A 21459-nucleotide genomic window follows, 5' to 3' on the forward strand; every position below is an offset into this window, starting at 1 on the left:
CCACGCTTTCGCACCTCAGTGTCAGTATGAGCCCAGGTGGTCGCCTTCGCCACTGGTGTTCCTTCCTATATCTACGCATTTCACCGCTACACAGGAAATTCCACCACCCTCTGCCCTACTCTAGCTCGCCAGTTTTGGATGCAGTTCCCAGGTTGAGCCCGGGGATTTCACATCCAACTTAACGAACCACCTACGCGCGCTTTACGCCCAGTAATTCCGATTAACGCTTGCACCCTCTGTATTACCGCGGCTGCTGGCACAGAGTTAGCCGGTGCTTATTCTGTCGGTAACGTCAAAACACTAACGTATTAGGTTAATGCCCTTCCTCCCAACTTAAAGTGCTTTACAATCCGAAGACCTTCTTCACACACGCGGCATGGCTGGATCAGGCTTTCGCCCATTGTCCAATATTCCCCACTGCTGCCTCCGTAGGAGTCTGGACCGTGTCTCAGTTCCAGTGTGACTGATCATCCTCTCAGACCAGTTACGGATCGTCGCCTTGGTGAGCCATTACCTCACCAACTAGCTAATCCGACCTAGGCTCATCTGATAGCGCAAGGCCCGAAGGTCCCCTGCTTTCTCCCGTAGGACGTATGCGGTATTAGCGTTCCTTTCGAAACGTTGTCCCCCACTACCAGGCAGATTCCTAGGTATTACTCACCCGTCCGCCGCTGAATCAAGGAGCAAGCTCCCGTCATCCGCTCGACTTGCATGTGTTAGGCCTGCCGCCAGCGTTCAATCTGAGCCATGATCAAACTCTTCAGTTCAATACTGCTTGGGTTTTGAGAAAACCCTAAACTTGGCTCAGCAATCTCAAATGACTTATTCGAAGTCTTTCGACTTCTCGTGTAGCCACTTGTGATGCTGATAATCTTTTTGACTATCAGTCTGAGCTCACAAGCACCCACACGAATTGCTTGATTCGATTGTTAAAGAGCGTTGGCCGAAGTCTTTCGCTTCAACCGAGGCGCGCATTCTACGCTTTCCTCAGAGTGTGTCAAGCGTTTATTTTGAAGTTTTTTAGCAAAAGCCTTTCAACTTCAACCGCTTAACTCGCTGCGATCTCTCGTCAGCGGGAGGCGAATTCTACAGCGTTTCAATTCGCTGTCAACCACCTTTTCACCGCTGCCGACCTTTCGATCGAAGCCCCTCCAGCACCACCTGAAACCGCTAACTCTTTGAAACTCAAGAAGTTTTCGGTTCCGACTACGCCGGAAGTGGGGCGAATTATAGAGAAACTAAATGGCGCGTCAAGGATTAATTGCAAAGCCGGCAAATAAAAGAAAAATGCGCACTATATTGCTCACAGCTACCACATTAAGCATCATAAGCCTGGCCTCGACCTTGTGCGCCCTTCTACTAATAAGGAATACCCACCCTCGATGAACGCCCAACCCCGCAGCCTGGCCGCCACGCTGTTCCCCATCGGCCTGCTGCTGATCGCCATGGCCTCTATACAGTCCGGCGCATCCCTGGCCAAGAGCATGTTCCCGATCGTAGGCGCACAAGGCACCACGACCCTGCGCTTGATCTTCGCCAGCGTCATCATGCTGTTGCTCCTGCGTCCGTGGCGCGCGCGCCTGACCGCCAGCACCCTGCGCACTGTCATCATCTATGGCATGGCCCTGGGTGGCATGAACTTCCTCTTCTATATGTCGTTGCGCACGGTGCCTCTGGGCATTGCCGTCGCACTCGAATTCACAGGCCCCCTCGCCGTCGCGCTCTACGCCTCGCGCCGGGCCGTCGACTTTCTCTGGATCGGGCTTGCCGTAATCGGCCTGCTACTGTTGATCCCCATCGGCCAGACGGGCAGCGGTATCGACCTGGTCGGTGCCGGCTACGCCTTGGGGGCTGGTGTGTGTTGGGCGCTGTACATTCTGTATGGCCAAAAGGCAGGCGCCGAAAACGGTATCCAGACAGCCGCCCTGGGAGTGATGATCGCTGCGCTCTTTGTCGCCCCGATCGGCATCGCCCACGCTGGCAGCGCCTTGCTCACGCCGGCCCTGCTACCTATCGCCCTGGGTGTGGCGATATTGTCCACGGCCCTGCCCTACAGCCTCGAGATGGTCGCCCTTACGCGCATGCCCGCCAGGACCTTCGGCACTTTGATGAGTATCGAACCCGCCTTCGGTGCGCTTTCTGGGCTACTGTTCCTGGGCGAGGTGTTGACTACAGCGCAATGGCTGGCCATTGCCGCCATCATTACTGCATCAGTAGGCGCTACGCTGTCGATGCGCAAAGAAACGCCGGCACTGGTCGCCGCCGACTGATTTGAGAAATATTTGCATTTAAATCGGAACGGAACATTGTGCCACGCCGCCTGCGTCTTTAAGCTGTCATCTTACGTCAACCTTGAAGCTATCTAATTGACAAGACATGGACGCAATCGAGCATCAGGAAGACGCTACACGCATTAGACCCGGGCGATAGATCCGGTACGTATTAAGGACGGGAATGAAACGAATTTTGCTCATCCTGGCTATGTTGGCCATTGCCGGGTGTGCGGCGACTGCAAAAACCGAAGTCAAGCGCGGCAAGAAGGGCCTGCACATCAATTGCTCAGGCCTGTCGTCGTCCTGGGACAAGTGCTATAGCAAAGCGACGGTGGCCTGCGGGGAAAAAGGCTACAAAGTCATCGCGCGCTCAGGTGAAGACGATGCCGAGCCCGGCGACTATCTCTTCGGGCTCAATCCCGCTGGCTACACCAGTCGCAGCATGATCGTGATCTGCAAATAAGCCCTGTTCATAAAAAACGGCAGCCCCCAGGCTGCCGTTTTCATTTATAGAACGCGCTCGTGCTCAGAGCGCTTGGGTGCGTACCTGCAACCACTGCAGGGCGCTACCGTCGAGCAACGGCGCCAGGCGCTCGCGCACCTGCTGGTGATAGTCATTTAGCCAACTGCGCTCCTGCTCGCTCAGCAGCTCTGGCAGCAAGCAGCGCGTATCAATCGGGCATAGCGTGAGGGTTTCGAACTCAAGGAAATCACCAAACTCGCTACGCCCCAGCTCACGGTTGAACACCAGGTTCTCGATTCGAACGCCCCACCGCCCTGGACGATAGGTGCCCGGCTCGATCGAGGTAATCATCCCCGCCTGCATGGCGGTCTGGGGCGCCGGGTTGGCTTGATACGCGATGACTTGCGGCCCTTCATGCACATTCATGAAGTAACCGACCCCATGCCCGGTTCCGTGCCCATAATCGACCTGGTCAGCCCAGATCGGCGCCCGTGCGATGGCATCGAGCAATGGCGAAAGAATGCCACGCGGAAAGCGAGCCCGCGACAACGCGATCACACCCTTGAGCACCCGCGTACAATCCTGCTTCTGCTCAAAGCTGGGCGTGCCCACCGGCACCATGCGGGTGATGTCTGTCGTACCGCCGAGATACTGCCCGCCCGAGTCGATCAGCAGCAGCCCATCACCCTCGATAGACGCATGCGACGCTTCGGTGGCGCGATAGTGTGGCATGGCGCCATTGGCGTTGAACGCAGCGATGGTCGAGAAGCTCAGCGAAACGAAGCCCGGACGGCGGGCTCGGGCTGCACTGAGCCGCTCATCGACCGTCAACTCAGTGACCGGCTCGCGTCCAAGTGCCGACTCCAGCCAGGCAAAAAACTCGCACAGTGCGGCGCCGTCCTGCTCCATTACCCTGCGAATATGCAGCACATCCTCTGCGCTTTTCCGTGACTTGGCCAAGGTCGTCGGGTTGGGTCCCTCGACCAGTTGCACTTCTGGTTGCAACTGGCCGATCAAGCCACAGGTGACCCGCGCCGGATCGACCAGCAATCGGCTACCCGGCGCAATTGCGGCGAGGCCCGCCTGGATAGCGTCGTAGTCACGTACTTCTATACCGTCGAGTTCCAATACCTGCCTTAGTTGCGATTCGAGCTTGCCCGGTGCAACGAACAGGATCGCCTGCTCCTCGCTGACCAACGCGAAGGCCACGAACACCGGGTTGTAAGAGACATCACTACCACGCAGGTTGAACAACCAGGCAATGTCGTCAAGCGTCGCAATAAAGTGCCAGCCAGCGCCGCGCTCGCGCATTGCCTCGCGCAGCTGGGCAAGCTTCTGACCACGTGTCACGGTCGCTTCGGGAGGCAAGTGCTGATACACCGGGCAATTTGGCAGTGCTGGACGATCGCGCCATACCTGGGCGAGCAGATCCTGGTCGGTCAACAAGCGTGCACTACGAGCAGCGAGGCGATCTTCAAGCTGGCGCGCCGACGCCAGCGCCATCACGGCACCATCCACCGCCACCACCCCTGCCTCCGGGGTCTGCTCGGCCAGCCAGTCCAGCGGCCCCGGACTGCCGGGTCGCAGCTTCATCAATTCGATAGTGCTACCGGCAAGCTCTCGCTCCGCCTGCTCCCAATAACGGCTGTCAGCCCAGAGTCCGGCGAAATCTGCGGTTACGACCAAGGTACCCACCGAGCCGTGGAAACCGGAAAGCCACTGCCTGCCCTGCCAATATTCCGGCAGGTACTCGGAGAGGTGCGGGTCTGCCGAAGGTACCAACAGAGCAAAAATGCCTTGCCGGTCAATCAACTGGCGAATAGCTGCCAGGCGTGCGGTAACCGCTTCCTGCGTTGAAGACTGAGTATTCATGCTGACTCCTGCTACCACGGCATCCGATGTTTTAGGCGCAGATAATGGAACAGCCTTCAGTCCCCGGCAACCGCCCGGCAGGATTGATCCCTTCTTCCGTCGATCCTGCGCAGTGAACTTCCAGGCCCCTGAGCCTTCACAACTCTTAGAGCCCTTCACAAGCAAACCCTGCAAGCGCCTAGCTGCCGAGGATGCATCCATGCCCCGTTCGACCGATCTGAAACAAGGTGTCGTACTACTCGACACCCGCGAGCACACCCCGGAACACGAACACAGCGTGCACCTCAAGCTTGCCGAGCGTCTGGCGCAATTGCTCCAGACCCAGGTCGTTACTCCCAGCCGGCCGCCTACGCTACGTGACAACTTTTATTACCTGCCCACCGAAACCCTCGTCGACCCGGCGCACTGCCGGGCGCTGGGAATTAGCTCGACCGCGGACTTGTTCGGTGGCGTGGTGAGCCATCCGTACATGGCAACCAAGGCGATTTCTCATCCGCTACCGGCCAATGCCCGCTTCCCCCTCGGCTGGACCGACGACTTTGCCCGCCAGGCCAGCGACGCCTTGCTGCGCGGCTACACCGTCTTCAGCGTGGAGGACGCTACCCAGGCGGCGGCGCTGTTACTGCGCGAGGGCCCGCTGCGGATCAAGCCCGTACGCGCCACGGCGGGGCGAGGTCAAACGGTGGTCACCTCAATGCATGAGGTTGAACAAGCGCTGCAAGGCCTGGACAGACAGGAGCTTGCACTCTGGGGCTTGACCCTGGAGGAGAACCTGACCCAGGTACAGACCTTCAGCGTCGGCCAGGCGCTGGTTGCCGGGATCCTGTGCAGCTATTACGGCACCCAACAACTGACACGCGACCACGACGGCGAAGAAATCTATGGCGGCTCGGACCTGGTTCTGGTGCGTGGCGACTACGACACGTTGCTGCAATTGGAACTCGAGGATCACCTGCGCCTGGCCATCACCCAGGCCAGAACCTACGAGTTGGCAGCCTTCCACACCCTTCCAGGGTTCATGGCCTCACGGCGCAACTACGACGTCGCACTCGGCCTCAACGACCAAGGCAAAGCGCGCAGTGGCGTACTCGAACAATCCTGGCGCATTGGAGGCGCAAGCAGTGCCGAGGTCCTGGCGCTGCAGGCATTTGCTGCGGATCCGGCACTCACACGTATCCGCGCCTCCACCCATGAAGCATTCGACACGCCTGAGCTGCCCGCCGATGCGACCATCTTCTATCAGGGGGACGACAGTGAAATCGGAAGAATCTGCAAGTACGCACGGATCCGCGACTATGACCATCCATAGTGAGCCGATCGAAATCCGGGTCGATGACGAGAGCATTGCCGGCACCATCGTCAGCCCCGGCGACAAGATACCCGGCATTCTCTTTGTCCACGGCTGGGGCGGCAGCCAGCAGCGTGACCTGGCGCGGGCCAAACAGATAACCGGCCTGGGTTGTGTGTGCATGACCTTCGACTTGCGCGGTCATGAGAAGACCGAAAGTCAGCGCCTGAGCGTCACCCGTGAACAGAACCTGGCAGACCTGGTGGCCGCTTACGACCGCCTGGTCAGCCACCCTGCGGTCGACACCAGCGCTATCGCCGTGATCGGCAGCAGCTACGGGGGCTACCTGGCGACCCTGCTGACCGCCTTGCGGCCGGTCAAGTGGCTGGCCATGCGCGTGCCAGCGCTGTACTGGGACGATGAATGGACAATGCCCAAGCAGGGCCTTGATCGCAAGCGCCTGACCGATTACCGCCGCCAGCCCTTGGGCCCGGCCGATAATCGTGCGCTGGGAGCTTGCGCCGAATTTGCCGGTGACGTGCTGCTGGTCGAATCAGAACAGGACGACTATGTGCCCCACAGCACGCTGATGAGCTACCGCTCGGCGTTCGTCAGTGCCCATTCCCTGACACACCGGATCGTCGACGGCGCCGACCATGCGCTCTCCAGTGACCGCAGCCAGAAAGCCTACAGCTCAATCCTCACGGCCTGGATCAGCGAAATGGTCATCGGTGCCCGCCTCGACCATTACCCGCATCATTCACCCTGGTACTCCTGAGGCGGCAACGGGCAATGCAAGCCGTCCGAGGTGCTGCGCACCAGGCTGCTGAATGTCTGGAAGGCAGCAAAGTTGACACCTTTGGCCTGGTGCTGGCGGATCAGTTGCAGGAACGGCTCCTGCTCGAAGCTGCTGGTCGCCGCCTCCCAGGCATTGCGAGACTGCCATTGCAGGTATTGCAGTACACGGCTGCCATCATCGCTGGCCTGGACGCTCGCACCCATCAACCCCGAATGCCTCGACGCCAACATCTCGCTGCGCTCAACCAACGCCTGGACCAAGGCGTGCTGGCAAGCGGGCATCACCTCGAACTCGATCATCTGGGTAAAGCACAAGCGACGCTCTGAAACCATCATGGGCACCTCTCCCTGCCAGTAAACTTGCGATGCAACGGCACGCAGGGTAAAACCTCGAGTTAACTCAAGGTCAAGAAGTTTCTCAGTGCCTGGAGCCCGGCCCGGATACCGCCGTTCAGCCCTGAACGGCGGCCAGGCGCAAGGCCAGGGCCTTGGCCTGCAAGGCAACATCGGTTACCGCGGTGCTTTCCCACCACATCCCGCGCAGCGGCGGGCCCAATGCAAACAGCCGATCGCTGAAGTGGCCGTCGGCCTGCTGCACGGCCCCGCCAGCGTCGGAGGCGATCCCCAGGGCCAATGGCCCCGATCGAACCAGCCGACGCTGCAGCAGTTGCCGGGGCAAGGCACGATCCACCCGCCGCCAGTCGTACTCGATGCCGCTGGAGTTGATCAATGCCGCGCCTTCAATCTCCCTGATCGTCGACTGGCCACGAAACCGCACGGCAATGGTCGGCGACACGCCAGGCGCCGATATCACGCGCTGAAGCGAGGCGGCATGAACCTGCAAGCGGCCCTCTTGCAACAAACGCTGCAACAACGCCTCTCCCTGGGGTGGAGAGCGATGGTGATGACTTTCCCACCACGGGCGCACATGGCGCACGAACTGTCGGCGCTGGCGGTCACTGGCCTGGCTCCAGAGCCTTGCTATGTGCACTCGCACCGTGTCCAGCGGCGCCTGCCAGTCAATGCCCTGCGCCTGTGCCTGTCGGCATTCGGCGCGCAACACACGCAGTAATTGCAGCGGGCTGCGCACATCGGGATCGGTGGCGAGAAAGTCGTTCCAGGCGGGTGGCTGGCGTCGCACCTGAGGCAACAGCCCATGCCGGGAGAACACCTCGATGGGCCCCCGGTGCCCCGCCACATCGAGAGAGACCAGTGCATCGACCATGGTCAGGCCAGAACCGATGATCAACACCCGCCCCTGCGGGTCGAGCTTGCCCATGGCCGTGACATCCCAAGGGTCCACCGAAGCTGCGTTGAAACTGTCGTCATCGATCCGCGCCGTACGGGCCGCCGCGAACATGCCGGTGGCCAGCACGGCGCGGGCGCCACGCAAGGATCTGCCATCGGCCAAGGTGACAACGACGCCCTGCTCTTCCATCTGCAGGTCGATCGCCTCGGCCTTTACATGCTCAAGCCACGACCCATGCCGCTCAGCCCACGCCTGGGCTTCGGCCAAGCGCTGGCGTGCATAACAGCCGAACAACCCCCGCGGTGGGAACAGCTCGGCTACTGGCACTTCCTGCTGGGCAGCTTCGGGCCACCCTCCGGCGGCGATGTGTTGCTCAAGCCATTGGGTGAGATCGTCGGCGTTGTCCGGATCGACGCTCATCCGCGCAGCATTGCCGTTAAGGGTGTGGCCCAACTGAGTGGCGCTGTAGGCCTCACCGCGGCCCAGCTCGGGGCGCGGCTCGATGACCATCACCCGGCGGCGGCCAGGTTGACGCAGCAATTGCGCGCCCAGCAGGGCGCCACTGAGTCCACCGCCAATGATCAGCACGTCGACGCTCGAGGGTTCGGGTTGCTGGGGTGCACTCATGGGCATCTCCGTCTGGTTTGCCGGCAATAATAAGCAGGCGAATCCGGAAAAAGCAGCCACACCGGTACCAAAGTAGGATCAGCCAGTGTTACCCGCCATCTGGCGGCGGTAGTCGCTGGGAGCAACACCTGTGACCTTGAAGAACACTTTTCGAAAGGCACCCGGGTCCTGGTAGCCCACCCCCCAGGCGATCTGATCGATGCTGCGGTTGGTGAACTCGAGCATTCGGCAGGCACGACCAACGCGCACTTGTTGGCAGTACTCGGTGGGTTTCAACCCCGTGGCACTGCGAAACCGGCGCAGAAAAGTACGGGATTCCAATCCGGCGCAATCGGCCATCGCGGCAAGGTTCACATCCCGCGCCCCACTGCTTTGCAGCCAATGCTGGACCTTGAGCACCGCTTCGTCACCATGATCCAGGCGCGGTGCAAACACGCTCCCCGGCCGCTTTGCCGCGGGAACGCGCTCCACCGCCAGGAAGCGCGCGGTCTCCGCTGCCAGCGTTTCGCCCAGGTGGCGCTCGATCAGTTTCAACCCCAGGTCGGTCCAGGCCATTAGGCCAGCCGAGGTGATGATGTCGCCATCGTCGAGCAACGGCAGGTTGGCCTCCACCTTGACCTTGGGGAAACGCTCAGCCAGGGATTGGGCGAAATTCCAGTGTGTGGTGGCTGCCCGGCCATCCAGCAGGCCACTGGCAGCGATGAAAAACACACCGACACACACCGAGACCAGCAACACGCCACTACCGTGCCAGTTACGCAGGTCCTGGCAATAGCATTCGAGTAGCTCCGGCGACGGCGCCTGGGTCAGGCTTGGTGGAATGATCATCACACGAGGGGCACAGGGGCCGCCGGGATGGCTGTCGAATGACACCGCCAGCTGTCGTCCCTCGCCCTCACTCCAATGGGTGACACGCAGTATCGGCCGCTCCAGGGCGCCCAGGTCATGGCGCAGGCGAGTGGCCACGGCAAACAGGTCGGTCAGCCCATGCACCGCTGCCATCTGTGCGCCGGGATAGACCAGCAAGCCGATCTCCAGCACATCGCCCCCTTTAGCCATTGTCAGTTTTTCCCGCCAAATTGTCGTTCGCGCCAATCCGCAAGCGCACCGCTCAAGCCTATAACTATCACCTCGACGCAACCACTCCCCCACACGAGGCTTTTGCAATGAGCAAGCACGCACTGATCGTCATTGATATTCAGAACGACTACTTTCCGGGCGGCAAATGGGCCCTGGATGGCGCGGACTCAGCCGCTGACAATGCCGCGAGAATCCTCGCGGCCGCGCGCGCCAAGGGCGACCTGGTAGTGCATGTACGCCATGAGTTCGAGTCCAGCGACGCGCCGTTCTTCACCCCGGGTTCCGAAGGCGCCCAGATCCACCCCAAGGCGGCAGCCCTGCCGGGCGAACCGGTGGTGCTCAAGCACAAGGTCAATGCTTTCCTCGACACCAACCTCAAATCGCTGCTGGACCAGCACGAGACCGAGGCGGTGACTGTCATCGGCAGCATGAGCCATATGTGCATCGATGCCGCCACCCGCGCCGCCGCCGACTTCGGCTATGCCACCACGGTGATCCATGACGCCTGCGCCACCCGCTCGCAAGCGTTCAACGGCGTGACCACCCCGGCCGCCCAGGTCCATGCCACCTACATGGCCTCGTTGGCATTCGGCTATGCCCAAGTGGTTTCAACCCAGGACTACCTGGCAAGCAATACTCGATAACCTGAGCGCTCTGGCCCGCTCCTGTGGGAGCGGGCTTGTCCAGCGATCAAATCACCACATTGCGCACGAATCGCGTCGCAACATCGTCCTCGTTGCAGTACGCATGCACTCGATTGCTGGCATAACTGAAAAAATCCCCCGCCTGAAGCACATGGCGCTGATCTTCGATGATCAGAGTCAGGTAACCTTCAAACACATACAGCTGCTCACTCCAGCCATCGGCATCGGCTTCACACTGATAGGTCTCACCTGGCTCGAGGCGCCACTCCCACAGCTCCACCTCCCGGCTGGCCAGCGAACTCGCCAGCAGTACGGCCTTGCTTCCAGGGTGAACGCCGGTCCAGGCAAGCTCGTTGATTCGACTCGGGTCGCGGTTGTCCGGGGCCTGGATCAAGTCGGTAAAGGCAACATCGAGCGCCTCGGCAATACGATCCAGGGTCGTCAGGCTGACGTTCTTCTCGCCCGCCTCGATGGCCACCAGCATGCGTCGGCTGACCCCGGATTTTTCTGCCAGGGCACTCTGGCTGAGCTCGGCGGCATGACGCAGGCGGCGGATGTTCTGGCTGACGTGTTGCAGCACCGAGGCGCGCTGGCTGGAATCTTTGTGCACTATATTGCTCACTGATGGGATTTGCGCAGTATACTGCCCACTTCGCCGCAATTGTGCGTCGCTCCTCTTCCGTGTGCAAGGCCATGACCCCGACCAACACTCCCGAACGCCCTTCCGTTTCCTTCCGGCTGAGCAAGGCCGAACTGGTCCTGGTGTTTATCACCATGCTCTGGGGCGGTACATTTTTGCTGGTGCACAACGTCATGACGGTGAGTGGGCCGATGTTCTTCGTCGGCCTGCGCTTTGCCTTTGCCGCGGCATTCGTCGGCCTGGTGTCGGCTCGTGCCCTGTCGGGACTCACCGCGACCGAACTCAAGGCCGGCGTGCTGATCGGTGTCTCGATCATGCTGGGGTACGGTTTGCAAACCTATGGACTGCAGACCATCAGCAGCAGCCAGTCAGCATTCATCACTGCGCTGTACGTGCCGTTCGTGCCCTTGCTGCAATGGCTGGTGCTGGGCCGCCGCCCTGGCCTGATGCCGACGCTTGGGATCGGCCTGGCATTTTTCGGCCTGATGTTGCTGGCCGGGCCTGAAGGTGGCTCGCTGCACATGAGTGCAGGCGAGATTGCCACCCTGGTCAGTGCGGTGGCCATCGCCGCGGAAATCATTCTGATCAGCCGCTACGCCGGCAAAGTCGATGTGCGCAGGGTGACCGTGGTTCAACTGGCGACCGCCTCGGCGTTGTCGTTCCTGATGGTCGTCCCCACCCAGGAGCCAATACCGGATTTCTCCTGGCTGCTGTTGCTCAGCGCCCTTGGCCTGGGCGCGATGAGCGCGGTGATCCAGGTCGCGATGAACTGGGCCCAGAAGTCGGTTTCGCCAACCCGGGCCACCTTGATCTACGCCGGGGAACCGGTATGGGCCGGTGTGGTCGGGCGCATTGCCGGCGAACGCCTGCCGGGCATTGCCCTGGTCGGCGGCCTGTTGATCGTGATTGCGGTGATCGTCAGCGAGCTGAAAATCAAGCGCCGAGCGCCGGAACCCGCGGTGCACGAAAGCACGGGCCATGAACAAGAAGCCGGCCGCTAGTTGGCAAAACCGGTCTATCCTTTGAAAAAAACTGTTATAAAAAAATCGTTTAATACGCCGTGTTTGTAGGATTCTGGCACAGCTTCTGTGTTGGTGATCGACAAAGCGCCACGTATGATCCGTAACAAACTCCTGCAGATTAGAAATCTATGTCCTTGATAGTGCTACTGCTTCTGCCGTTCGTCGGCAGCTGCCTGGCGGCTGTCTTGCCGCACAACGCACGTAACAGCGAGTCGCTGCTGGCGGGCCTCGTCGCCCTGGTCGGCACCGTCCAGGTCGCCTTGTTGTATCCGCAGATCGCCCACGGGGGCGTGATACGCGAAGAATTCCTGTGGTTGCCGAGCCTTGGCCTGAACCTGGTCCTGCGCATGGACGGCTTCGCCTGGCTGTTCTCCCTGCTGGTGCTGGGCATCGGCACCCTGGTGTCGCTGTATGCGCGCTACTACATGTCGCCGCAGGATCCGGTGCCGCGCTTCTTCGCCTTCTTCCTGGCCTTCATGGGCGCAATGCTCGGCCTGGTGATCTCCGGCAACCTGATCCAGATCGTGTTCTTCTGGGAACTGACCAGCCTGTTCTCGTTCCTGCTGATTGGCTATTGGCACCACCGCGCCGATGCCCGTCGTGGCGCCTACATGGCCCTGATGGTCACCGGTGCCGGTGGCTTGTGCCTGCTGGCGGGGGTACTGCTGCTCGGCCATGTGGTCGGCAGCTACGACCTGGACAAGGTCCTCGCTGCCGGCGAGCAGATTCGTAGCCACGCCTTGTATCCCGTCCTGCTTCCCTTGATTCTCCTCGGCGCCCTGACCAAGAGCGCACAGTTTCCCTTCCATTTCTGGCTGCCCCATGCCATGGCGGCGCCGACGCCGGTCTCGGCCTATCTGCACTCGGCCACCATGGTCAAGGCCGGGGTGTTTCTACTCGCGCGCCTGTGGCCGGTACTCTCCGGCAGTGAAGAGTGGTTCTGGATCGTCGGTGGCGCCGGTGCCTGTACCCTGCTGCTCGGGGCTTTCGCCGCCATGTTCCAGAATGACCTCAAGGGTCTGCTGGCCTACTCCACCATCAGCCACCTGGGCCTGATCACCCTGCTGCTGGGACTGAACAGCCCGCTGGCAGCCGTCGCGGCGGTGTTCCACATTCTCAACCATGCCACCTTCAAGGCCTCGCTGTTCATGGCCGCCGGCATCATCGACCATGAAAGCGGTACCCGTGACATTCGCCGCCTCAGCGGCCTGTTCCGGCTGATCCCGTTCACCGCGACCCTGGCCATGGTGGCCAGTGCATCCATGGCCGGGGTACCGCTGATGAACGGTTTCCTGTCCAAGGAAATGTTCTTCGCCGAAACCGTGTTCATCACCTCCAGCGCCTGGATCGAAACGGCCCTGCCGGTCATCGCCACCCTGGCCGGGACCTTCAGCGTGGCCTATGCCTTGCGCTTTACCGTCGATGTCTTCTTCGGCCCGCCCGCTACCGACCTGCCCCACACCCCGCACGAACCGCCGCGCTGGATGCGTGCCCCGGTTGAATTGCTGGTGTTGACCTGCCTGGTGGTGGGCATGTTCCCTGCCCAATCGGTGGGACCACTGCTTGCCGCCGCGGCCCTGCCGGTGGTGGGTGGCACCTTGCCGGAGTACAGCCTGGCCATCTGGCATGGCTGGAATGCACCACTGATCATGAGCCTGATCGCCATGAGTGGCGGTGTGCTGCTCTACCTGTTGCTGCGCAACCAGCTCAAGCTCGGACGTTTCCCTCAACCGCCATTGATCGAACGTTTCAACGGCAAGCGCCTGTTCGAGCATGGCCAGGTGCTGCTGATGCGCATGGCGCGGCGCATCGAGCGCACCCTGACCACCCGACGCCTGCAAAAGCAGCTGTTCATGCTGGTGCTGGCCGCCCTGCTGGCCGGCCTGCTGCCGATGCTGCAGAGCGGGCTGAGCTGGGGCGATCGTCCGAAAATCCCGGGTTCCGGCGTGTTCGTCATGCTCTGGCTGATCGCCATTGCCTGCGCCCTGGGCGCGGCCTGGCAAGCCAAGTACCACCGTCTGGCGGCACTGACCATGGTCAGCGTCTGCGGCCTGATGACCTGCATCACCTTCGTCTGGTTCTCGGCACCCGACCTGGCACTCACCCAACTGGTGGTCGAAGTGGTCACCACCGTCCTGATCCTGCTCGGCCTGCGCTGGCTGCCCCGGCGTATCGAGGGTGTTTCGCCCTTGCCTGGCAGCCAGGAGCGGGCGCGCCTGCGGCGCCTGCGCGACCTCATCCTCGCGGTGATGGTCGGTGCCGGGATGGCATTGCTGTCCTACGCGATGCTGACCCGGCCGACCCCCAACATCATCTCGTCGTTCTACCTGAGCCGGGCACTGCCTGAAGGGGGTGGCTCGAATGTGGTCAACGTCATGCTGGTGGACTTCCGCGGCTTCGACACCCTCGGCGAGGTGACCGTACTGGTGGCAGTGGCCCTGGCCGTATTCGCCCTGTTGCGTCGCTTCCGCCCGCCCCGCGAAAGCATGCAGTTGCCTGCCCAGCAACGTCTGCTGGCACCCGACGTAGTCACCGACCTGGTCAACCCGCGCCAGGCTGCCGACACGGCCCTGGGCTTCATGATGGTGCCGGCTGTGCTTGTACGCCTGCTGCTGCCGATCGCCCTGGTGGTATCGATGTATCTGTTCATGCGCGGGCACAACCAGCCTGGCGGCGGCTTCGTCGCCGGCCTGGTGATGTCGGTCGCCTTCATCCTCCAATACATGGTCGCCGGTACCCAGTGGGTCGAGGCGCAAATGAGCTTGCGTCCGCTGCGTTGGATGGGGATGGGCCTGCTGTGCGCCACCCTCACCGGCGGCGGCGCGATGCTGCTTGGCTACCCTTTCCTGACCACCCATACCGTCCACCTGCACCTGCCGCTGCTGGGTGATATCCATGTGGCCAGTGCGTTGTTCTTCGATATCGGCATCTTCACCGTGGTGGTCGGCTCGACCCTGTTGATCCTCACTGCCCTGGCCCACCAGTCGGTACGTGGACACCGCCCCGCCAGCCAGCCCAAAGCCACTCAGACAGGAGCCGCCTGATGGAAGAAGTCATCGCAATCGCCATTGGTGTGCTTGCCGCCTCCGGAGTCTGGTTGATCCTGCGGCCACGGACGTTCCAGGTGGTGATGGGGCTGTGCCTGCTGTCCTATGGCGTCAACCTGTTCATCTTCAGCATGGGTAGCCTGTTCATCGGCAAGGAACCGATCATCAAGGATGGCGTGCCCCAGGACCTGCTCCACTACACCGATCCGCTGCCCCAGGCCCTGGTACTCACCGCCATCGTCATCAGCTTCGCCATGACCGCACTGTTCCTGGTAGTGCTCCTGGCGTCGCGCGGGCTGACCGGCACCGACCACGTCGATGGCCGGGAGTCCAACGAATGAGTTTCATGAACCAACTGATCATCGCCCCTATCCTGCTGCCGTTGCTGACGGCAGCATTGATGCTGCTGCTGGGCGAGAAGCGCCGTCCACTCAAGGCCCGTCTCAACCTGTTCTCCAGCCTGCTGGGGCTGGCGATCTCGATCACCTTGCTGCTCTGGGTCCAGGGTCAGGGCCAGGCCAGCTCCATCGGGGTCTACTTGCCCGGCAACTGGCCGGCGCCGTTTGGCATCGTGCTGGTAGTCGACCGTCTATCTGCACTGATGCTGGTGCTGACCGGGATCGTCGGGGTCAGCGCCCTGCTGTTTGCCATGGCCCGCTGGGACGGCGCCGGGGCCAGCTTCCACGCCTTGTTCCAGATCCAGCTGATGGGCCTGTACGGCGCCTTCCTGACCGCCGACCTGTTCAACCTGTTCGTGTTCTTCGAAGTCCTGCTGGCGGCGTCCTATGGCCTGCTGCTGCATGGTTCGGGACGGGCACGGGTCAAGGCTGGCCTGCATTATATCGCCATAAACCTGTTCGCCTCGTCGCTGTTCCTGGTTGGCGCAGCCATGCTCTACGGCGTCACCGGCACCCTGAACATGGCCGACCTGGCCGTAAAAATCCCGCTGGTGCCCGAAGCCGATCGCGGCTTGTTGCATGCAGGCGCGGCGATTCTGGCCACCGCCTTCCTGGCCAAGGCGGGAATCTGGCCGTTGAACTTCTGGCTGGTGCCGGCCTATTCCGCCGCCAGCGCTCCCGTGGCCGCATTGTTTGCGATCATGACCAAGGTAGGCATCTATACCGTGCTTCGCCTGTGGACCTTGCTGTTTTCCGGGCAGGCCGGCGCCTCGGCCTTCTTCGGTGGCGAGTGGCTGATCTATGGTGGCCTGGCAACCCTGGCCTGTGCCGCGGTGTCGATCCTCGCTGCCCAGCGCCTGGAACGTATGGCCAGCCTGAGCATCCTGGTATCGGCAGGCACCCTGATGGCGGCCATCGGCTTCGGCCAAGTGGCGCTGACCGCAGGCGCCCTGTTCTACCTGGTGAGCTCCACCCTGGCGCTGTGCACCCTGTTCCTGCTGGCGGAACTGATCGAGCGCTCCCGCTCGGCCAACGAGCTGCCACTCGATGACGACGATTGCCACCCTTCGCCGCTGGAGTCGTTGCATCCCCCCAAGGGCATCAACCTCGATGACGAGCAGAAGGCCGTGATCGGCCAAGTGATCCCCTGGACCATGGCCTTCCTCGGTTTGAGCTTCATCGCTTGTGCGCTGTTGATCATCGGCATGCCACCCCTCTCGGGCTTCATCGGCAAGGTCAACCTGATCGCTGCGCTGTTCAACCCCCAAGGGCTGGGTGTTGCCCCCGAGCAAGCGCTTTCGGTACAGGGCTGGACCCTGGTCGCGCTGCTGGTGCTCTCGGGGCTGGCGTCGCTGATCGCCATGACGCGGGTTGGCATCCAACGCTTCTGGACCCCTCAGGAACGCCCTTCACCCCTATTGCGGCGCTTCGAGTGCATCCCCATCGTTGCTTTGCTCGGCCTGTGCATTGCCTTGAGCGTGCGTGCAGAGCCCCTGCTGCGCTACACCCAGGACACCGCCGCCAGCCTGCAGGACCCAGGGCAATACATCAGCGCCGTATTCGGCACCCGGGCGATCCCCGGACCGACCACCCAGGCCACCAGCGTACAGGTGCAACCATGAAGCGCCTGTTCCCTGCCCCCCTGCTGTCGTTGTCGTTGTGGCTGCTGTGGCTGGTCCTGAACGTCTCGGTAAGCCCCGGCAACCTGTTGCTGGGGGCCTTGCTGGGGTTTTTCGCGCCCATTCTGATGGCACCGCTGCGGCCCTTGTCGGCGCGCATCCGCCACCCCGGGACTATTGTGCGCCTGATCGTGCGAGTCGGCCTCGACGTGCTCATCTCCAATCTTCAGGTTGCCAAGGGCGTCTGGACGGCCAAGCGCTGCCCGCCTCGCTCGCGTTTCGTCCACATCCCACTGGAGCTGCGCGATGCTCACGGCCTGGCGGCGCTGTCGATGATCACCACCGTGGTCCCAGGCACCATCTGGTCGGAGCTGGCACTCGACCGCAGCGTCCTGCTGTTGCATGTGTTCGACCTGGAAGACGAAGCGCAGTTTATCGAGCACTTCAAACACACCTATGAACGCCCGCTGATGGAGATCTTCGAATGACAGGCCTGCTTGCCAACGCCATTCTCGCCAGCCTGTTCATTTTTGCACTGGCCATGGCCCTGACCCTGTTCCGACTGTTTCGCGGCCCATCGGCCCAGGACCGCGTCCTGGCGCTGGACTACCTGTATATCCTGGCCATGCTGACGATGCTGGTGCTCGGCATCCGCTATGCCAGTGATACCTACTTTGAAGGGGCGCTGCTGATCGCCTTGTTCGGCTTTGTCGGCTCGTTCGCCCTGGCCAAGTTCCTGCTGCGCGGAGAGGTGATCGAATGAACAACCTGAACGAATTGCCGTTCTGGGTCGAGGTAGTGGTCGCCGTCCTGTTGCTGCTCAGCAGTCTGTTTTCCCTGAGCGGAGCACTGGGCCTGATTCGCCTGAAAGACTTCTTTCAGCGCATGCACCCGCCGGCCCTGGCCTCGACCCTGGGCACCTGGTGTGTCGCTCTGGCCTCGATCCTGTACTTCTCGACGCTCAAGCAAGGACCGGTGCTGCACGCCTGGCTGATCCCGATCCTGATGGCAATCACCGTGCCGGTGACCACCTTGTTGCTGGCCCGGGCCGCGCTGTTTCGCAAGCGCATGGCAGGTGACAAGGTTCCGGGGGAAATCAGCAGCACACGCGACCGGGCAACCAAGGCCTAAGTCGTCAGCCTTTGCAGCTCACGACGAACCATCGCCGCATATTCAGGTGGGCCCAGCTGATACAGCTGGGTGGCGACCCAATCGAACCACGCCCCTTGCAGATGCGGACGCTGCGCCAGCCATTGCTCGGCCTGCTCTCGCGCCTTGGCCTGGTGGCAGGCATGAAACTCGGCGCGACCGCCGGACTCGGCCGGTACGTTCACTCGCTGGCCTTGAAGGTGATCAGCTCACCCTTGCGCCATTTGGCGGCCTTGCCCGTGGCAGTCTTCAGCGTTTTGCTCAAACCTTCCTGCAACTGCTGGTGCGCTGCAAAAACCATCACCACGCCCTGACCTTCACGCAGGACGATACCTTCGCCCTCAGGCACCGAGACAAACGCATAGTCGCCCAGGCCATAGACGGTCAGTTTGATTTCACGAAAACGAATTTCCAGCTTGCCACCTTCACGACTGGGCAACACGGCGGCACGAAAATGATCGCCGACCTTGAGTTCCAGACGTTGTTTGTCATCGACCACCATTGCCACTTCAGTATCGATTTCGGCCATATACAGGCCTTCCGCGTTTTGCTCGGTGACATACACAAAACGCGATTGAAACTGTTTGACCAATTTGGCCCGAAGATCGCCCAGTACAAACAGGGCATGGGTATCCAGATTACTGACTGCCAATGAAAAATTCCTCAAAACCGATTACACGACGCCGCCACACGGACACCAAGGTTCCGTGAAGCACCGGCACTTCAATTTGAAGTCTGAAAGACTAGTGGATAAGCGTACGAATAGTCTGGGCTGGCAGGCGCGCACGCGAGCGGGATTCTTTACCCTTTTCTGCCAGTCCAGGCCGGGTGGTGGATGTTCAGCAAATTTCCTCAATCAGAAAAGCCATGTCTGACAGCACTAGCGCAATAAAAATGCGATAGATGAACGCAGGCTCTTCAACAAAATGAGTGCCGGAAAATCATCCGCAATACACCGGGGAGTGAATATGCACGAAAACACCGAATTACGTCGAGAGGGCAATACCCATTCCCGTGCAGATTGTTCTACCACTACGGTGTCGACACCCCGCTATGTGGTAATCCCTGCCGGCAAGGCATTCTTCCACGTTACCGAACATGCCACCGGAAGAGTCAGGGGCTTTCGTTGTGAGCACAACCAGGCCTGCGCCCTGGCCCGTTACCTGGAAAGTTGACGGGTATTACCCTCAGCCGGCCTGACAGGCCACGTCGGGCCGGCTGCCTGCATTCAACTGCTCAAGCCATGCCGCACGGCATTCCTGAGCTTCAGTACGACTGGCAAAGGCCGTACCACGGCGCTCGCCGTTGACCAGTACCACCCAGCATATCCGCTTGCCCAATACCTGCAGCGACTGGGGCACACCACTACCGATCATCACCGCTACATCGACTTGGCTATGCATCATTCCCTCCGGAATTTATTAGCAACCTAACGATATAGCCATGATAAGGCCTGCACCGCAGCGGAAAAAGCTATCCACCGCATAGCTGTTTTGCATCAGCGGTAACAAAGCTGACTCAATTGAACACCGCTTGCTGCGGACGGTAGCCCAGCCGCAACCCACCCCAATGACGCCCCTTGACCCGGATCGGCACCGAAAGATCGTGCATCAGCTCCCCCGTGTCACGGGTGTACGTTTGTAGCAGCACTGCCTGCTGGTGGCTGCCGCAACGAATCCCGGTACGGTCGTCGAACTTGCGCTTGCTGCGATTGTGCGCGGTGTCCACGGCCTCATCCCCGGTCAACGGCTGGTTGAATGCCGTGTTATGGGTCGGTACGTAGCCTTGCTGGGTACAGGCAATCGCGAACACCAGCCCTTCATGCTGCTTGAGCAAGGGCTCCTGGATGGCGGGCAGGACCTGATCGGTATAGCGGTCGAAACGCGTCTGGTAGCGTGCCGGCGCGGTGCCCGCGATGTGCTGGTAATGACGATCGAACAAGTCCTCCAGGCCAATTCGCCCCTGGGCAATGTCAGCTTCGAATTGTGCCGCGATCTGCTGGGCACCTTGACGTGCAAGGTCGTACACACGCTGGTGGTAATCATCCAGGCCGACTTCCGCCAGTCGTTCGCTGATGCTTTCAGCCTGGCCCTCCAGTTGCACCGCGGCCTGGGCCAGCCGCTGGGTTTGCTGGTCGCTGGCCTGCAGGTCGCTGCGCATGCGCGCCACCGCCTGAAACAGGCTGTCCAGTTGCACCCGGTTGGTCTCGGTACCCTCGGCGATCTCGCCGATCTGCTGCTCCACGCCGGCAGCCAGGCCGGCGATGCTGTCCAGTTGCTCACCGGTGTGCTCGACCTGGTCGACACCGCTATGCAGGTCATCGGACAAGGCGCGAATCTGCTCGACCACCTGGGCCGTACGCTGCTGAATGTCGGCGACCATCAGGCCAACCTCTTGCGTGGCAGTGGCAGTGCGCCCGGCCAAGCCGCGAACCTCATCGGCCACCACGGCAAAGCCACGGCCATGTTCCCCTGCCCTGGCCGCCTCGATGGCGGCGTTCAGCGCCAACAGGTTGGTCTGGCTGGCGATGGCCTGAATCACCAGGGTCACCCGGGCGATGTCTTCGCTGCGCTGGTGCAAAGCCTCGATCAGCTCGCGGCTGGCAGTGGCACGTGCGCTCAAGTGGTGCATCCGCTGGATCGACTCCGCCAGCACCACGCGCCCGCTGGCGCTGCTCTGGTGAGCGGTGCGAGCGGCGACCAAGGCATGCTGGCTCAGTTGCGAGGTGGCCTTCTCGGTGCCGATCATGACTTCGGCACTGCTGACAATCTGCACAGCAGCGTCCAACTGCGACTGCAACTTGCTCGCCAATTGCTGCACCGAGAACGCCACGCCCGCCGCCGACAGCGCGTTGTGGCTGGTGGTCTTGGCAAGGTCGCGGGTCAGCTCGCCCAGCGGGTCGCTGGCAGCCTCGACAACGGCAGCCGGTTTGCGCAGGCGAGGTGCCCACAGGACCAGCACTGCCAGCGGCAAGCACACATAGAACGACACATCGGCAAAGGCCATGGCTGCCAATACCCCCACCAGCACCAGGCTTTGCAGCAACAGCGTCGACCAGGGCGTAGCAACACTCGAAGTAGCTTCGGGCTCCAGCAAGTCACCAGAAAGCGATCCATTTCGCGGCATGTTCGGGCTCCAACGCAGCATGTTGTTATTGTGCGGCCATTAAAAGCCACTATAACGCCATTATCCATGCTCCTTTCGGTGTACAGCCTTTACCATTGATGCAGGGCAACAAACGCAAAAACCCCGGGGAGCGATCCCCGGGGTTTTTGTTGGACACCCGTGTC

The 21459-nt window shown here is 61.4% G+C and carries 22 protein-coding genes and 1 rRNA gene (1 of these 23 cut by a window edge); 13 read left to right on the forward strand and 10 right to left on the reverse strand.

The genetic code is table 11. From position 1 onward, the window contains the following. Window positions 1-767: ribosomal RNA gene (locus NPS58_RS27595) — 16S ribosomal RNA — on the reverse strand (it extends 768 nt beyond the left edge of the window). A gap of 615 nt (window positions 768-1382) precedes the next feature. Between NPS58_RS27595 and rhtA the strand changes: the two genes are divergently transcribed. Then, entirely contained in the window at window positions 1383-2270 is an 888-nt protein-coding gene (rhtA, locus tag NPS58_RS27600) for a threonine/homoserine exporter RhtA (protein ID WP_274118371.1), read from the forward strand. A gap of 184 nt (window positions 2271-2454) precedes the next feature. After that, window positions 2455-2736 carry a hypothetical protein gene (locus NPS58_RS27605; protein WP_274118372.1) on the forward strand — a complete coding sequence of 94 codons (282 nt, stop codon included), beginning with the start codon at window positions 2455-2457 and terminating at the stop codon, window positions 2734-2736. Window positions 2737-2799: 63 nt separating this feature from the next. Here NPS58_RS27605 and NPS58_RS27610 read toward each other — a convergent pair whose 3' ends face one another. Further along, the gene (locus NPS58_RS27610) at window positions 2800-4608 is read right to left on the reverse strand and encodes an aminopeptidase P family protein (RefSeq protein ID WP_274118373.1); all 1809 of its coding nucleotides are present in this window, start codon (window positions 4606-4608) and stop codon (window positions 2800-2802) included. A 199-nt stretch (window positions 4609-4807) separates the two neighbouring features. Between NPS58_RS27610 and NPS58_RS27615 the strand changes: the two genes are divergently transcribed. Continuing rightward, window positions 4808-5917 (forward strand): DUF3182 family protein, encoded by a 1110-nt coding sequence (locus NPS58_RS27615; protein ID WP_274118374.1) that lies wholly within the window; start codon window positions 4808-4810, stop codon window positions 5915-5917. Beyond that, a complete protein-coding gene (locus NPS58_RS27620; protein WP_274118375.1) occupies window positions 5904-6674 on the forward strand; it encodes an alpha/beta hydrolase family protein in 771 nt (256 codons plus the stop codon). The genes NPS58_RS27615 and NPS58_RS27620 overlap by 14 nt, the downstream gene beginning before the upstream one ends. Here NPS58_RS27620 and NPS58_RS27625 read toward each other — a convergent pair. The 3 genes from NPS58_RS27625 to NPS58_RS27635 form a co-directional block, all read right to left on the reverse strand. Further along, complete coding sequence (locus NPS58_RS27625; RefSeq protein WP_274118376.1) at window positions 6653-7030, reverse strand: antibiotic biosynthesis monooxygenase; 378 nt, start codon at window positions 7028-7030, stop codon at window positions 6653-6655. The two genes, NPS58_RS27620 and NPS58_RS27625, sit on opposite strands and share 22 nt — an antisense overlap. Before the next feature lie 115 nt (window positions 7031-7145). After that, window positions 7146-8570, reverse strand: coding sequence for an FAD/NAD(P)-binding protein (locus NPS58_RS27630; RefSeq protein WP_274118377.1), 1425 nt, complete (start codon window positions 8568-8570; stop codon window positions 7146-7148). Window positions 8571-8648: 78 nt separating this feature from the next. Beyond that, entirely contained in the window at window positions 8649-9629 is a 981-nt protein-coding gene (locus NPS58_RS27635; RefSeq protein ID WP_274118378.1) for a GlxA family transcriptional regulator, read from the reverse strand. A gap of 107 nt (window positions 9630-9736) precedes the next feature. On the opposite strand from NPS58_RS27635, the gene NPS58_RS27640 reads away from it, so the two are divergent. After that, window positions 9737-10294, forward strand: a complete 558-nt coding sequence (locus NPS58_RS27640; protein ID WP_274118379.1) for a cysteine hydrolase family protein — start codon at window positions 9737-9739, stop codon at window positions 10292-10294. 46 nt (window positions 10295-10340) lie between these two features. On the opposite strand, the gene NPS58_RS27645 is transcribed toward NPS58_RS27640, so the two are convergent. After that, the gene (locus NPS58_RS27645) at window positions 10341-10904 is read right to left on the reverse strand and encodes a helix-turn-helix domain-containing protein (RefSeq protein WP_274118380.1); all 564 of its coding nucleotides are present in this window, start codon (window positions 10902-10904) and stop codon (window positions 10341-10343) included. 83 nt (window positions 10905-10987) lie between these two features. Here NPS58_RS27645 and NPS58_RS27650 point away from each other — a divergent pair, with 83 nt between their 5' ends. From NPS58_RS27650 to NPS58_RS27680, 7 genes are all read left to right on the forward strand, one after another. Beyond that, complete coding sequence (locus NPS58_RS27650) at window positions 10988-11935, forward strand: DMT family transporter (RefSeq protein ID WP_274118381.1); 948 nt, start codon at window positions 10988-10990, stop codon at window positions 11933-11935. Between the two features lie 149 nt (window positions 11936-12084). Beyond that, entirely contained in the window at window positions 12085-15000 is a 2916-nt protein-coding gene (locus tag NPS58_RS27655) for a monovalent cation/H+ antiporter subunit A (RefSeq protein WP_274118382.1), read from the forward strand. Next, a complete protein-coding gene (locus NPS58_RS27660) occupies window positions 15000-15344 on the forward strand; it encodes a Na+/H+ antiporter subunit C (protein WP_274118383.1) in 345 nt (114 codons plus the stop codon). Before NPS58_RS27655 ends, NPS58_RS27660 begins: the two co-directional genes overlap by 1 nt. Beyond that, a complete protein-coding gene (locus NPS58_RS27665) occupies window positions 15341-17023 on the forward strand; it encodes a monovalent cation/H+ antiporter subunit D (protein WP_274118384.1) in 1683 nt (560 codons plus the stop codon). Before NPS58_RS27660 ends, NPS58_RS27665 begins: the two co-directional genes overlap by 4 nt. After that, complete coding sequence (locus NPS58_RS27670) at window positions 17020-17508, forward strand: Na+/H+ antiporter subunit E (protein ID WP_274118385.1); 489 nt, start codon at window positions 17020-17022, stop codon at window positions 17506-17508. Before NPS58_RS27665 ends, NPS58_RS27670 begins: the two co-directional genes overlap by 4 nt. Next, window positions 17505-17783: a K+/H+ antiporter subunit F gene (locus NPS58_RS27675; protein ID WP_028945266.1), complete on the forward strand. Its 279-nt coding sequence runs from the start codon at window positions 17505-17507 to the stop codon at window positions 17781-17783. Before NPS58_RS27670 ends, NPS58_RS27675 begins: the two co-directional genes overlap by 4 nt. Continuing rightward, a complete protein-coding gene (locus NPS58_RS27680) occupies window positions 17780-18151 on the forward strand; it encodes a Na+/H+ antiporter subunit G (RefSeq protein WP_274118386.1) in 372 nt (123 codons plus the stop codon). Before NPS58_RS27675 ends, NPS58_RS27680 begins: the two co-directional genes overlap by 4 nt. On the opposite strand, the gene NPS58_RS27685 is transcribed toward NPS58_RS27680, so the two are convergent. Together NPS58_RS27685 and NPS58_RS27690 are read right to left on the reverse strand one after the other, a co-directional pair. Continuing rightward, window positions 18148-18354, reverse strand: a complete 207-nt coding sequence (locus NPS58_RS27685; protein WP_274118387.1) for a hypothetical protein — start codon at window positions 18352-18354, stop codon at window positions 18148-18150. The two genes, NPS58_RS27680 and NPS58_RS27685, sit on opposite strands and share 4 nt — an antisense overlap. Beyond that, window positions 18351-18821 (reverse strand): hypothetical protein, encoded by a 471-nt coding sequence (locus NPS58_RS27690; RefSeq protein WP_274118388.1) that lies wholly within the window; start codon window positions 18819-18821, stop codon window positions 18351-18353. The genes NPS58_RS27685 and NPS58_RS27690 overlap by 4 nt, the downstream gene beginning before the upstream one ends. Window positions 18822-19137: 316 nt before the next feature. Between NPS58_RS27690 and NPS58_RS27695 the strand changes: the two genes are divergently transcribed. Beyond that, window positions 19138-19344 (forward strand): hypothetical protein, encoded by a 207-nt coding sequence (locus NPS58_RS27695; RefSeq protein ID WP_274118389.1) that lies wholly within the window; start codon window positions 19138-19140, stop codon window positions 19342-19344. Between the two features lie 12 nt (window positions 19345-19356). Here the strand turns inward: NPS58_RS27695 and NPS58_RS27700 are convergent, their stop codons facing one another. Further along, a complete protein-coding gene (locus NPS58_RS27700; RefSeq protein ID WP_274118390.1) occupies window positions 19357-19572 on the reverse strand; it encodes a hypothetical protein in 216 nt (71 codons plus the stop codon). Window positions 19573-19687: 115 nt separating this feature from the next. After that, a complete protein-coding gene (locus NPS58_RS27705) occupies window positions 19688-21316 on the reverse strand; it encodes a methyl-accepting chemotaxis protein (RefSeq protein ID WP_425313155.1) in 1629 nt (542 codons plus the stop codon). Window positions 21317-21459 lie beyond the last annotated feature (143 nt).

The organism is Pseudomonas putida (assembly GCF_028682455.1).
Taxonomy (GTDB): Bacteria; Pseudomonadota; Gammaproteobacteria; order Pseudomonadales; family Pseudomonadaceae; genus Aquipseudomonas; species Aquipseudomonas putida_AA.